Raw genomic sequence first — 12,298 nt, 5'->3', positions numbered from 1 at the left:
GCAAGGGCGTCACCCCATTGACCTGACCACCCATCAGGACCACCCCGGCCATCAGTATGGATTTCTGATGGCCACCAGTTGAGAGAACCCAAGTCCACCTACCTGGGGATCTTCATGGCCGTTGACACCAGGCATGCGGAACACTCCTCCAGATGCTCGCGGACCTCTGCCATCCCTTCTTCGTCCAGCTCGTTGTCGAGAAAGAGGAAAAGGAGGTCGACGACATGACAATCCGCGACAGAGACGGCCGGTGATTCATGTGCTCCTGCCTCACGAAGCCGTGGCCCCAGCCCGTCGTTCTCATCCCGGGCAAGCGCCTTGAGCAGGCGTATCCAGAACTTGGTGGATCGCTCGTCAACGGGCTCCATCAAGCGGACCGGTGCGCCAGGTTCGTCGAACCGTGCGACGGCGGAGGCGATGCGCGAGCCGAGCCCGCTGTCAGGGAACATCGGCGCCCGCCTCGTCCACGACCTGGACCTTTCGGGCGGGCTTGCGGTCAGGTTCGGCTTGCTCCTGAGGCGTGGACGGCCCTGACTCGATCGCGACGACGAACAGCCGCGTCACCTTCTCGACGATCAAGGGCGCGGCGACTACAGGCCCAACGCTGCGAACGCGCCATCGATCTGCCCGCTCTGCGCGGCAGCCGCGGCAACGGCGGCCCCGATGCCGATCCGGATGATCACGGAGGTCACGTACGCCGATAGCCCTTGGGGAATCGGTCGGCGCCACGACCATGCCCGTACCCTCCGAATGCGGGCATGAAGCTCAAGACCTTCCACGCACAGCCCACCGACCATACCCCACAACGCAGCGGCTCATAGGGGGAACATGCCTCGACCGTAGACCAGACGAGGATGCGCGCACATGGCAGAAACTTCATAAGCGCACCACATTCCAGCGGCAAGCTCGCCGCCACAGTACGGCCGAGACGATCGCGACCGGCAGAGCTCCTCCACCGCCTCCTGCCACCCCGCCAGGGCTCTCCCACACGGGGCCCGAGGCGCAGAGGCACCAGCAGGAGCACCCGAACCAGCCGCTCGGGCGAGGAGGCAGGTCCACGGCCGGGCGGGATCGGAAACCGAACCGGACGGTTGAGGCGGGTCGCCGTCGGAGCCTCGGAGTGTCCCCCGGAGTCGTCAGGAGGTGCCTGCCGGATGCGGGTCACCGAGGTACGGGAACCGGTCCAGGGTGTCGGTGTGCGGCGTCAGCCCGGTGGGCGGCGCCTCGTTCTTGGTGAGGAACGCGACGCGGATGTCGATGACGTCTTCCGTGAATGTCCGGCCATTAGGGTACGCGGCCGGCTTGGACGGGTCGAAGTGCAGCACGTCCGGCAGGAGGCCATGCTGCTCGAGCGCGGTGATCGCCTCCTCACGCGTGTAGCCGCCGGTGTGGCCCAACAGGTGGACGAACTGGTCGGTCCACCTAACCCGGTCGTTGACCGGCTCGCTGGCGTTGTACTCCACCTTCGTGTCGTCGGTGTTGAAGAAGCTGCTCATCGAGGGGTGCCCGGCCCGGTCCGCGTGGACGAGTTCGCCGTCGCGCAGGACGCTGCACCGGCCCCAGATGTGCAGCTCGGGCTTGGGCGCCAGCTCCGCGGTCGGCAGTTCGACGGCCATGGAGAAGACGTTGGCCGTGCTGTTGGAGTCGACTCCCGTCCACGGGGACTTCCCGCCCAGATGCGGTGCGGTGAAGTTCCGGTTGCCGCTGGTGTCGAACAGATTCTTGATTCCGTCGAAGTCGAAGAAGAAGGCGTCACTGCGGCTACCGGCGGCTACCTTGTAGTCGCCGCTGCTGACCACGTTGGCCTGAGGGCCGAAGGACACGGCAGCGTCCGACACGATCTTGGTGCCGACCGCCTCAGGCCTGCGGGACTCCGCACCGGTTGCCATGAAGACGCTGTAGGTCTGGGAGCCATCGGATGCCGGCGGGCTGAAGACCCAGCTGAAGGCGACGTCGGTCAGGTAATCGCCGTCGTTGTCGATGTTCTGGCGGTATACGGCGTCGGGGTGCAGGGCATCCGCGTTGGGATTGGCGTTGAGGATGAGAACGGTTCTGCTCGGATCGCCGGGCGTCCCGAAGGCGTACAGGTCGCACAGGTCGAGGCGCTGGTCGCCGAGTGGTGGCCCAAGGCTGAGGCCGGTGAAGTGGTTGGACATGTCAGGGCCTTCCATGATCCGTTGCTGCGGGCTGAGCCCCTCCTGCCAAAGTAGACAGAGGAGTGCAAATAGGCACAAAACCCAATATCGAGGGCATGGAAGGAGGCATCCCTTCGTGGGAGCAAGCAAGCCGGATTCCCGGATTTATGACCCGTAGGTGGCTTTGCCATATGCCTGACCAGCGGAAACGTCCATCAGCATGCGCACGGTGAACACGACGCCGGAGGGGGTCGTGGGAGCCCTGCAGTTCGCCGGTGAGGAACTCCAGGCCGGTGCCGGCGGCGCGCAGTTGCTCGGCCAGGACGGCGAGATCGAGGCCGCGGCCGAGCCGTTCGCGCTCGTGCACCACGAGGGTGCCCGCGACGCCCGCCGAGCGGCCCCGCGCCGGACCACGCACCCAGTCGCGCCGCTCGAGGTCAGGGCTTGATGAGGACCTTGAGGCTCTTGCGGTCGGCCATGTCCTGATAGCCGGCCGGGACGCCGTCGAGGCCGGTCGTGGCGTCGAACACCTTGCCCGGTTCGATGGTGCCGTCCAGGATGTCGGGCATCAGTTCTTCGATGTAGGCCCGGACCGGCGCGGGTCCGCCGGTCAGGCGGATGTTGTGGCGGAAGAGGCTGCCGAAGCCGATCGGCGCGTCCTCGTACTGCGGGACGCCGACGCGGCTGATGACGCCGCCCGGGCGAACGACGCCCAGGGCCTGCTGGTAGGCGGGCATGGTGCCGACGGCCTCCAGGACCACGTGGGTGCCGTGCCCGCCGGTGAGTTCGCGTACCGCCTCGATGCCTTCCTCGCCGCGGGCGGAGACGACGTCGGTGGCGCCGAACTCGCGGCCGAGGTCGGTGCGGACCTGGTGGCGTCCCATCAGGATGGTCTGCTCGGCGCCCAGGCGCTTGGCCGCCAGGACCGCCAGCAGGCCGACGGCGCCGTCACCGATCACGGTGACGCGGGTGCGCGGGTTGACGCCGCCGGACACGGCCGCGTGGTAGCCGGTGCCGGACACGTCCGAGAGCGTCAGCAGGGACGGCATGAGGGCCGAGTCCGCTTCGACGGGCAGCTTGACCAAGGTGCCGTCGGCGAGCGGGACACGGACCGCTTCGGCCTGGCCGCCATCGTCCGGCCAGAAGCCGGCCTGCGGGTTGGTGCAGGAGGTGTGCAGGCCCTCGCGGCAGAACTGGCAGGTGTTGTCGGAGATGGCGAACGGCGCCACGACCAGGTCGCCCCGGTTGAGCGTGGTCACCTCCGGCCCGATGTCCTCAACGATGCCGATGAACTCGTGCCCCATCCGGGCGGGGCCGTCTTCCGGCTTCATCGAGCCGTAGGGCCACAGGTCGCTGCCGCAGATGCAGGACGCGGTGATGCGGACCAGCGCGTCGGTGGGCAACGTGATCACCGAGTCCGGCACGTGCTCGACGCGGACGTCGCCGGCACCGTACATCAGGGTTGCGCGCATCAGAAGTCCTCCCTTTTCGAATGGTTGTTTTCTCTCGGGCGGTGGCGACGCCCCGTACCGTGACCCGGGCCGGTCGGAGTGCCTCAGACTCCCGCCTCTCCCACGGCTGGCCTGGCCATACACCCCATGACGGCAGCTAGTACGCGGGTAGCGCAGAGCGGCGGCGCTCGAGGCCGCCCTGAACGTCGTCAAACTGCGTACGGAAATCCCGGCCGACGAACCGTCCCGCACTCGCTGACCTGGCTGGGGGGGAACGGCTCCACTACCTCGCCGCGAGCCGGGTGCCGCCCTTCGAGGACGAGCAGGTCCTCATCGACATCCTCACCAGAGCCTGGACCGCGATGCTGCACGGCCGGCCGGCTCCCCGGCGGTGAACGTCCAGGGCCGGAGCTTGTCGGGGTTGCGTACCGCCCAGATGCGCTTGATCCGGTCGCCCGCGATGTCGAAGGCGAACACCGTCGCGGTGACGCCGTCCTGCCGGGCCACCAGGCCGGGCTGGCCGTTGACCGTGTGCTCCGCCAGCGTCAGGCCGGGCGCCCCGCCGAGAATGCCGATCCAGGCGTGCGCGATCCGCTCGCTACCTTCGATGGGCTGAGGCAGCGCGCTGACCAGGCCGCCGCCGTCGGCGATCGACGTGGCGTGCGGGTCGAGCAGAGCGATGAGGGCGCCGATGTCCCTGGCCTCCCACGCCTGCTTGAACTCCCTGACGATGCCGGCCTTGCGGGCGTTCGGGGTCGCGGAGAGCTGGGCGGCGTGGACGCGGCGGCGGGCCGAGGAGGCCAGCTTGCGGCATGACTCCGGGGTACGCCCGACGATCTCGGCCACCTCGGCGAAGGGGTAGCGGAAGACGTCGTGCAGGATGAACGCGACGCGCTCGGCCGGCGTCATCGCTTCGAGCACGACCAGGAAGGCCATGCCGACCGACTCGTCCAGGGTGACCCGGTCGGCCGGGTCGGCCGGGTCGGCCGGCCGCGCGCTGTTCCACTCCGCGGGTTCGGGCAGCGGCTCGGGGATCCACTGGCCCGTATACCGTTCCCGCCGCGCCCGTGCGGAGCCGAGCAGGTCCAGGCAGATCCGGCCGGCGACCCTGGTCAGCCACGCGCTCGGGACCTCGATGTCCTCCCGCTGCCGCGGGGACAGGGCGTACCAGCGGGCGTAGGTCTCCTGCACGGCGTCCTCGGCGTCGGCCAGCGAGCCGAGGAGGCGGTAGGCGACGTTGATCAGCCGGCGCCGCTCCCCCGTGATCGCGCTCAGCCCGGGATCGAATGGGGTGGTCATGGTGTGAAGGACTCCCTTGGTCGCGTCTTCCTCACCGCTATGACGACGCAGCGCCCCCGAACGTGAAGTGGCACGTCACTTCACAATCCGCGGCACCGCGTCGTCATAGCGGCGAATCCGCCATCCAGAGGCGGAGAACCAGGAGGCAACGATGAACGACTTCCAGGCGGCCGCGGACCGCGTCGAGATCGAGGCGCTGCGCGGCGAGTTCACCGACGCGGCGATGATGGGCGACCACGACCGCCTCGCGTCCCTGTTCACCCACGACGCCGTGTACCGCATCCCCGACGCCGGCATCGAGCACGCAGGCCGGGAGGCGATCCGCGCCGGCACCGGGCAACTGTCGCAGGCGTGGGACTACTTCGTGCAGACCACGCACCCGGGTGCGATCCTGCTCGACGGCGACACCGCGTCCGGCCGCGCCTACGTCTGCGAACTCGGACGCCTGCGCGACGGCGGCTCGATGCTCAACTACGCCCTCTTCCACGACCGCTACCGGCGCACCCCCGAGGGCTGGAAGTTCACCGAACGTGTCTTCGAGGTCAGGTATTACGACACCACCCCGCTGCCGGGCTCGGCCCAGGTGACGGCGGCACAGTTCACAGAACCGGCGTCGGAAGAGCGCCTGGAGCGAGCGGCCGCCGCGCTGAGGGCGCACAATTTCGCCGTCGAGATCCTCGACGACGTCGCCGCCGCGCGCACCCACCTCAAAGCCCTGATCCCCGCGGGCGCCGGCGTGTTCACCGCGGCCAGCGAGACCCTGCGCCTGTCCGGCATCGACGACGACATCAACACCGGCGGACAGTACCAGGCCGTCAAGCCGCGGCTGCTGGCCATGGACCGCGCCACCGAGGCCGACGAGATACGGCGGCTGCAGGCCAGCCCCGACGTCGAGGTGGGCAGCGTCGCCGCTGTCACGGAAACCGGCTCCATCGTGATCGCCTCGGGCAGCGGCAGCCAGCTACCCGGGTACGCCGGCGGCGCCGGCCACGCCATCTGGATCGTCGGGGCGCAGAAGGTGGTCCCCGACCTGAGCACCGCGCTGCGCCGCGTGGAAGAGCACGCCTTCCCGCTGGAGAACGTCCGGAGCCAGGAGGTGTACGGGGTGCCCAGCGCCATCAACCGCCTTCTCATCCTCAACGCAGAACCCCGCCCCGGACGCGCCACCGTCCTGCTGCTCCGCGAAGCCATCGGTTTCTGAACCCACCCGGCCCGACGGTCGCCGGCGGGCCGGACGTCTTGCCGCTCCTGCGGAACTTCATCATCGCGCGCTGTCAGACCGCAACGCCCGCCAGGCCGGTCATCAAGTGATCAACGCCGGGCCGATCACCCACGCCCTCCATCCCGGCGCTCGATACCGGCGGGGCGTCGGCGATACTGTGGGCGTGGAGTACGTGTCCAGAGTGCCGCGACCGCCGCTGGACGGGCTGATCGACGACCTTTACTACCTGGAGGGTGCGCCGCCGTACGCCCGGCTGACGCTGCCGCCGATGCCGTCGGCGTTGCTCATCGTCAACCTCGGGGCACCGTTCCGCATCCGCGCCGGCACCGACATCGGGACGGCCGAGTACGCCGACGGCTGCCTGGTCACCACACCCACCCGCGCCTTCGAGTTCGGCTATCCGCCGGGGACCCGGTCAGTCGGCGTGCACTTCAAGCCGTGGGGGCCGGCGCCGTTCCTGCCGATGCCCGCGGCCGAGCTGTGCGACCGCCCGGTGACGGTGGAGCAGGTCTGGGGCCGGCCCGCCATCGCTGAGCTGCGGGACCGGCTGGCCGCGGCGGCCGGGCCGTACGAGATGCTGGCGCTGCTCGAGGAGGAGCTGATGCGACGGCTGTGCGAGACCGCCGGCCTCGGCCTGGTCCGCCACACGAGCAGCGCCATCGCGGCGACCAGCGGGGCGGTGGCGATCGGCGACCTGAGCGTGGCAGCCGGTGTCAGCAGCACCCATCTGGCACAGCGGTTCAAGGAGCTCATCGGCGTCACGCCGAAGCGGCTGGCCCGCACCTACCGCTTCGCCGCCACCGTGTTCGCGATCGACCCCGCCGGACCGGTCGACTGGGGCGACCTCGCCGGTCGCGCCGGCTACTTCGACCAGGCCCACTTCGGCCACGAGTTCCGGGCGTTCACCGGGCTCACGCCGACCCGGTACCTCGAAGTCCGGCGGCGGTTCCTGCGCGAACATCCCGGCCACGCGCTGGACGGCTGGCCGCTGCCGGCCGATTGATTTCTTACAAGAGCGACAGCTCACGACACGCTAACTTGGGGCACCCCAAAGCAGAGGAGAGTCCCGTGGGCAAGGTGGTCATGTACAGCTCGGTGTCGGTGGACGGCTTCGTCGCGGACGAGAATGACCAGCCCGGACCGCTGTTCGACTGGTTGTCCAGCGGTGACGTCCCGTTGGACGAGAGCGGCGAGCTGAAGGTGTCGCAGACGTCCTACGACTACACCCGGCCGTACTGGGACCAGATCGGAGTCACGGTCGTCGGCCGCCACGTCTTCGACCTGACGGACGGCTGGGACGGGAAGCCTCCGGGCGGCATCGACCACGTGGTCGTCGTGTCGCACCGGCCGATGCCCGAGGGCTGGGACCCCGAGGCACCGTTTCACTTCGTCGACGGCGTCGAGGCCGCCATGGCCAAGGCGCAGGAGCTTGCGGGTGACCGCATGGTCGAGGTCGCCGCCGGCGACGTCGGCGGCCAGGTGCTTGCCGCGGGCCTGATCGACGAGGTGCGCATGGACGTCGTACCCGTCGTGTTCGGGTCCGGCAAGCGCTACTTCGGGTCGGTCCACGCGCAGCACCTGTTGGAGGATCCTGACGTGATGATTCAGGGCAACCGGGTGCTTCACCTGCGCTATCGGGTGCGCCGTTGACCGATCTGAGCGGGTACGCGAAGAAGTCCACTGCGAACGGTGACACAAGATCGGGCCTCGGGCTGCGTCTGCGCATCGCTGTCCCTGGTCGGGCAGCCGACGCCGATCCGCCCCGGCACCTCACCTGCGGCAGGTTCAACGGTTGCCGGTTTCCGTCGTATCTTGGCCGACCCCCGAGCGGACTTGGCCTGAGCGTGGCCTCGGGACTTCGGGCCCGATCAACGCGCCGACGCCACCCTCCCCATCAGATTTGCGTTAGAGCGCGCTCGAAGTCCTAGCGTCACATCCATGACGACACAGACATGGATCATCACCGGCGCGTCCCGCGGCCTCGGGCACGCGCTGGCCGAGGCCGCCCTCGCGGCGGGCGACAACGTCGTGGCCGTGGTGCGCACCCCCGGCAGCGTCGCCGACCTGGCGGACGCGCACCCCGGCGCCTTCCTGGCCATCCCCTTCGACGCCCGCGACGTCGCCGCGGCGCCCGCCCTCGTGCAGGCCGCGATCAACCGGTTCGGCCAAGTCGACGTGCTGGTCAACAACGCAGGACGGGCCGTGGTCGGAGCGGTCGAAGAGATCGGCGACGAGCAGTTGCGCGAGCTGATGGACCTGCACCTGTTCGGCCCCGCCGCCCTCGTGCGGGCGGTGCTGCCCGGCATGCGCACCCGCGGCTCCGGCACCATCGTGCAGATGAGCAGCCAGGGCGGGCGCATGTCCTTCCCCGGCGTGTCGGCCTACTCGGCGTCGAAGTTCGCCCTGGAAGGCTGGTCGGAGGCGCTGGCCGGAGAGGTCGCACCGTTCGGCGTCCGCGTGATGATCGTCGAGCCGAGCCGGTTCCGCACCGGCTTCAACGGCGCCGACGTGCTGGAGTTCGCCGAACCGTCGGAGACCTACCGCCAGGTGCTGGCCGCCGTGCGCGCCGACATGGCCGGCACCGACGGCCGCCAGGAAGGCGACCCGGCGCGGGCGGCCGAGATCATCGTCCCGCTCGTGCACGGCGAGGAGGTGCCGCTGCGGCTGCCGCTCGGGCGCGAGGCGGTCGAGCGCGTCTCCGGCGTCTACCGGCGCGGCCTGGCCGAGACCGCCCGCTGGGCCGAGGTCGCCCGGGCCGCCGACTTCGCCGACGCGCCCGCCTCGGTCCGGCCCGTCTAGGCTGGCGGTCATGGCCACTGACGACCTGATGACCAAGGTCCTCGACGCGCTCGGCGACGCCCAGCCCACCGTGGAGGCGATCCACGACCTCACCGACCTGGCCGAGGTGCCCTCGTCGATGACGATCGCCGAGGTCGCCGACCGGCTCGCCCTCTCGGCGCACACGCTGCGCTACTACGAGCGGGCCGGGCTGGTCACCGTGGCCAGGGACAGCCAGGGTCACCGGGTCTACGACGCCGACGCGGTACGACGGCTGGTGTTCCTGACCCGGATGCGGCTGTCGGGGATGTCCATGCGCGAGCTGCAGCACTACATCGAGTTGGTCGACGCGGGCGAGCACACGGTGCCCGAGCGGATGGCCATGCTGGCCGAGCACCGCGACACGATCGTGCGGCGGCTGCGCGAGCTGACGTTGTCGCTGGCCGCCGTCGACTACAAGATCACCACGTACGGCGGGGCAACCGGCTCCGACGTCGAGCGCCGCCCTTCGCGCGACGCCGCTGCCTGACCCCCTGTCAAGGCCATGTCGGGCAATCGCCCGACGCGCACCCCGCCAGCCCTCCTCCCATACGCTCGCCACAGCTGATCGTCTCGCGGGAGCGGACCGGCGCCCAAGGGAACCGGCAAGGCCGTGATCGACTGGTGGGGTACGGTGCTGCTGACGGTGTGGATCACCGCGTTGGTGCTCACACCAGTTGGAGCGGCACCCAGTACGACCGGAGCTCGCCGCAGATTCTCAGCCTGGCAGCGCTGGCCCTGGTCGGCTTCGCCGCCTTCGTGATCGCCGATCTCGAACTAGCCCGACCCTTTTGCGATCGCTGAGGTCACCCGATGCGTCGATCGACGAGGATGCGGCGCGAGCGACGCCGGATCACGGTTCTGGGTCGGCTCATTCCGCTGGCGGGTGTTCGAGTTCGTGCCTGAGCAGGTCGGGGCCATCAGGTCAGCACCATCCGCGCGGTCGGCGTCCCGACGTAGCAGATCAGGTTCTTCACCGATCGCCCAGGCCATCTCATCGCTTCCCCTTTCACGAATGGTGCGATCGTCACACAGATACATTGCGTCCGTGGTGGCAACCCGAGCGGCGGCCAAGAACGCCGACAGAGCCAAGCGATCTTCTTCGGAGGACGTACGGGCGAAGCCCGTGCCTTATGGAATGTAAAAGGTTCTGTACACACCATGCGCCTTTACAAAGTAAGTCGACTTGGAGCGCAACAGCCACCGGGCTCAGACCGCGAGCGGGTCGCGCTCTTCCTGGGCGGTGGCCAGCACCGGATAGTCGGTGTATCCGAGCTCACCACCCCCGTACCAGTGCTCCGTGCGCACCGGGTTGAGCGGCGCGCCGCGACGGAACCGTTCGACCAGGTCGGGGTTGGCCAGGAACGCCCGGCCCAGCGAGATCAGGTCGGCGCCCGCCGCGAGCAGCCGCTCGCCCTCGCGCCGGCCGCCGTCGGCGGGGAACGGAGTCGGCCAGGGCAGCGCCGGATTGGCGATCAGCACGCTCGGCCAGTCACTGCGGATCCGGTGGAACAGGGGCTGGGTCGGGTCGGCGAACACGACGTGGAGGTAGGCCAGGTCCTTGTTCGCCAGCGCGCCGATGAGCGCGGGATAGACGTGCTCGATGTCGTGCTCGCGCATGGCGTTGGCCGTGACGCCGGGTGCGATGCGCAGGCCCACCCGCGCGGGACCGACCGCGTCGGCGACGGCCTCGACCACCTCGACCGCGAAGCGGATGCGGCCGGCCGCCGAGCCGCCGTAGGCGTCGGCGCGGTGGTTGGTGACCTCCGACAGGAACTGGTGGATGAGGTAGCCGTTGCCGCCGTGCACCTCCACCCCCTCGAACCCGGCGTCGATGGCACGCCGGGCGGCGGCGGCGAAGTCGGCCACGGTGGATCGGATCTCCGCGGCGGTCATCTCGCGGGGCACGACCCCCGGCCTGGACCCGCCAGGAGTGAAGATCGGCTCGGGGAACGCCACCGGCGACGGCGCGATCGGCGTCAGCCCGGTGGTGTCCGGGTGGCTGATCCGGCCGCCGTGCTGCAGTTGCAGGAACATCGTGCCGCCCGCGGCGCGCACCGCCCCGGTGACGTGCCGCCAGCCGGCCACGTGTGCGTCGTTGTAGATGGCGGGGATGTCGGGATAGGTCTGCCCGACCGCGTTCGGCGTGCTGGCCTCGGCGATGATCAGCCCGGCGGACGCGCGCTGGGCGTAGTACGTGGCCATGATCGGCTCAGGTACGCCGTCGGCCGACGCGCGGTTGCGCGTCAGTGGCGCCATCACCAGCCGGTTGGGCAGGTGCAGAGGGCCGAGCCTGGCGGGTTCGAACAGGCGGGAGGTCAACGCTGCGCTTGACATGGTCATCGTCCGATCTCTCAGGTTCTGTGGCAGTGACGACTGTGCTCCTGAGCGCTTCGGAATGCCTGACGGTCCGCTGATGGTGCGCCGCCCGGCCCTGTGTACGGTGACCACTGTGTGGTTCGGAGTGCTGGGTCCACTGATGGTGCGGGACGACGAGGGCCGGCCGGTCAAGGTCCCCGAAACCAAGGTCAGGGCGCTGCTCGCCGATCTGCTCGGGCACGAAGGGCGGCCGGTCGCCGCCGATCGGCTCATCGACGACCTGTGGGGGGTGGAGCCGCCGGGCAACCCCGCCAACGCCCTGCAGGCCAAGGTCTCCCAGCTGCGCCGGGCTGTCGGCCGCGACCGCGTGGCCTACCAGGCGCCCGGCTACCTGCTGCGCCTCGGCCCGGCCGACGAGGTGGACGCGGACAGGTTCCGGGCCCTGGCGGCCGGGGCCCGCTCCGCCGACCCGGCGACGCGGGCCGCGTTGTTCACCGAGGCGCTCGGACTGTGGCGCGGGCCGGCGTACGCCGATTTCGCCGACGAGGAGTTCGTCCGCGCGGCGGCGCACCGCCTGACCGAACAACGCCTCGCCATCGTGGAGGAGCACGCCGAGACCCGCCTGGCCGCGGGCGACCATCTCCTCCTCATCGGGGAGCTCGCCGGTCTGGTGGCCCGCCACCCGCTGCGCGAACGGCTGCGCGCCGTCCACCTTCGGGCCCTCTACCTGGCCGGTCGCCAGAGCGAGGCGCTGGCCTCGTACGAGGAACTGCGCCACCGGCTGGCGGACGAGTTCGGCGTCGACCCCAGCCCGGAGCTGGCCGCGCTCCACCAGGCGATCCTGCGCCAGGACGCGTCGCTCGGCCCGCCTCCCGGACTCCCGGCCATCCTGCGCCAGGACGCGCCGCCCGGCGTCCCCGATCGTCCCCGGGCGAATCTTCCCGCCCAGCTCACCGCCCTGGTCGGGCGCCGGCATGCCCTGGCAGAGGTCGACAGGCTCCTCGGTGGCGCCCGCCTTGTCACGCTGATCGGGCCGGGCGGGGTGGGCAAGACGC

The 12,298-nt window shown here is 70.1% G+C and carries 13 protein-coding genes; 7 read left to right on the top strand and 6 right to left on the bottom strand.

Features of this window, described 5'->3' with window-relative positions; translation table 11 throughout:
• Positions 1–98: 98 nt before the first annotated feature.
• From E1292_RS46100 to E1292_RS46095, 3 genes are all read right to left on the bottom strand, one after another.
• Positions 99–449, bottom strand: coding sequence for a zf-HC2 domain-containing protein (locus tag E1292_RS46100; RefSeq protein ID WP_132606125.1), 351 nt, complete (start codon positions 447–449; stop codon positions 99–101).
• Positions 439–579: a hypothetical protein gene (locus E1292_RS51930; protein WP_165975100.1), complete on the bottom strand. Its 141-nt coding sequence runs from the start codon at positions 577–579 to the stop codon at positions 439–441. Before E1292_RS51930 ends, E1292_RS46100 begins: the two co-directional genes overlap by 11 nt.
• A gap of 557 nt (positions 580–1,136) precedes the next feature.
• Entirely contained in the window at positions 1,137–2,171 is a 1,035-nt protein-coding gene (locus E1292_RS46095; RefSeq protein ID WP_220447394.1) for a DUF4331 family protein, read from the bottom strand.
• 193 nt (positions 2,172–2,364) lie between these two features.
• Between E1292_RS46095 and E1292_RS46090 the strand changes: the two genes are divergently transcribed.
• Positions 2,365–2,583, top strand: a complete 219-nt coding sequence (locus E1292_RS46090; protein WP_132606124.1) for a hypothetical protein — start codon at positions 2,365–2,367, stop codon at positions 2,581–2,583.
• Here E1292_RS46090 and E1292_RS46085 read toward each other — a convergent pair.
• Together E1292_RS46085 and sigJ are read right to left on the bottom strand one after the other, a co-directional pair.
• On the bottom strand, positions 2,573–3,607 hold the full coding sequence (locus tag E1292_RS46085) for a zinc-dependent alcohol dehydrogenase family protein (RefSeq protein ID WP_132606123.1): 1,035 nt from the start codon (positions 3,605–3,607) through the stop codon (positions 2,573–2,575). The two genes, E1292_RS46090 and E1292_RS46085, sit on opposite strands and share 11 nt — an antisense overlap.
• A gap of 321 nt (positions 3,608–3,928) precedes the next feature.
• A complete protein-coding gene (gene sigJ / locus E1292_RS46080; RefSeq protein ID WP_132606122.1) occupies positions 3,929–4,885 on the bottom strand; it encodes an RNA polymerase sigma factor SigJ in 957 nt (318 codons plus the stop codon).
• A 151-nt stretch (positions 4,886–5,036) separates the two neighbouring features.
• Between sigJ and E1292_RS46075 the strand changes: the two genes are divergently transcribed.
• From E1292_RS46075 to E1292_RS46055, 5 genes are all read left to right on the top strand, one after another.
• The gene (locus E1292_RS46075; protein WP_132606121.1) at positions 5,037–6,086 is read left to right on the top strand and encodes a nuclear transport factor 2 family protein; all 1,050 of its coding nucleotides are present in this window, start codon (positions 5,037–5,039) and stop codon (positions 6,084–6,086) included.
• Between the two features lie 184 nt (positions 6,087–6,270).
• Complete coding sequence (locus E1292_RS46070; RefSeq protein WP_220447393.1) at positions 6,271–7,110, top strand: helix-turn-helix domain-containing protein; 840 nt, start codon at positions 6,271–6,273, stop codon at positions 7,108–7,110.
• A gap of 65 nt (positions 7,111–7,175) precedes the next feature.
• On the top strand, positions 7,176–7,757 hold the full coding sequence (locus E1292_RS46065) for a dihydrofolate reductase family protein (protein WP_132606120.1): 582 nt from the start codon (positions 7,176–7,178) through the stop codon (positions 7,755–7,757).
• Between the two features lie 288 nt (positions 7,758–8,045).
• On the top strand, positions 8,046–8,906 hold the full coding sequence (locus E1292_RS46060; protein WP_132606119.1) for an SDR family NAD(P)-dependent oxidoreductase: 861 nt from the start codon (positions 8,046–8,048) through the stop codon (positions 8,904–8,906).
• A 10-nt stretch (positions 8,907–8,916) separates the two neighbouring features.
• Positions 8,917–9,414 carry a MerR family transcriptional regulator gene (locus E1292_RS46055; protein ID WP_132606118.1) on the top strand — a complete coding sequence of 166 codons (498 nt, stop codon included), beginning with the start codon at positions 8,917–8,919 and terminating at the stop codon, positions 9,412–9,414.
• 719 nt (positions 9,415–10,133) lie between these two features.
• Here E1292_RS46055 and E1292_RS46050 read toward each other — a convergent pair.
• Entirely contained in the window at positions 10,134–11,261 is a 1,128-nt protein-coding gene (locus E1292_RS46050) for an alkene reductase (protein ID WP_246090842.1), read from the bottom strand.
• Positions 11,262–11,367: 106 nt separating this feature from the next.
• Here E1292_RS46050 and E1292_RS46045 point away from each other — a divergent pair.
• Positions 11,368–12,298: AfsR/SARP family transcriptional regulator (locus E1292_RS46045; protein ID WP_246090840.1), on the top strand; the 931-nt coding region annotated here is incomplete at its 3' end.

This window comes from Nonomuraea deserti, assembly GCF_004348685.1.
Lineage (GTDB): Bacteria > Actinomycetota > Actinomycetes > Streptosporangiales > Streptosporangiaceae > Nonomuraea > Nonomuraea deserti.
The sequence above is the reverse complement of the archived record's forward strand: the minus strand, read 5'-3'. Positions and strand labels throughout refer to the sequence as shown.

Excerpts from the sequence above, each read along its gene's own strand:
- E1292_RS46100 (WP_132606125.1), bottom strand. The coding sequence starts at position 449 with ATGTTCCCTGACAGCGGGCTCGGCTCGCGCATCGCCTCCGCCGTCGCA.
- E1292_RS46095 (WP_220447394.1), bottom strand. The coding sequence starts at position 2,171 with ATGGAAGGCCCTGACATGTCCAACCACTTCACCGGCCTCAGCCTTGGG.
- E1292_RS46085 (WP_132606123.1), bottom strand. The coding sequence starts at position 3,607 with ATGCGCGCAACCCTGATGTACGGTGCCGGCGACGTCCGCGTCGAGCAC.
- sigJ (WP_132606122.1), bottom strand. The coding sequence starts at position 4,885 with ATGACCACCCCATTCGATCCCGGGCTGAGCGCGATCACGGGGGAGCGG.
- E1292_RS46075 (WP_132606121.1), top strand. The coding sequence starts at position 5,037 with ATGAACGACTTCCAGGCGGCCGCGGACCGCGTCGAGATCGAGGCGCTG.
- E1292_RS46060 (WP_132606119.1), top strand. The coding sequence starts at position 8,046 with ATGACGACACAGACATGGATCATCACCGGCGCGTCCCGCGGCCTCGGG.
- E1292_RS46055 (WP_132606118.1), top strand. The coding sequence starts at position 8,917 with ATGGCCACTGACGACCTGATGACCAAGGTCCTCGACGCGCTCGGCGAC.
- E1292_RS46050 (WP_246090842.1), bottom strand. The coding sequence starts at position 11,261 with ATGTCAAGCGCAGCGTTGACCTCCCGCCTGTTCGAACCCGCCAGGCTC.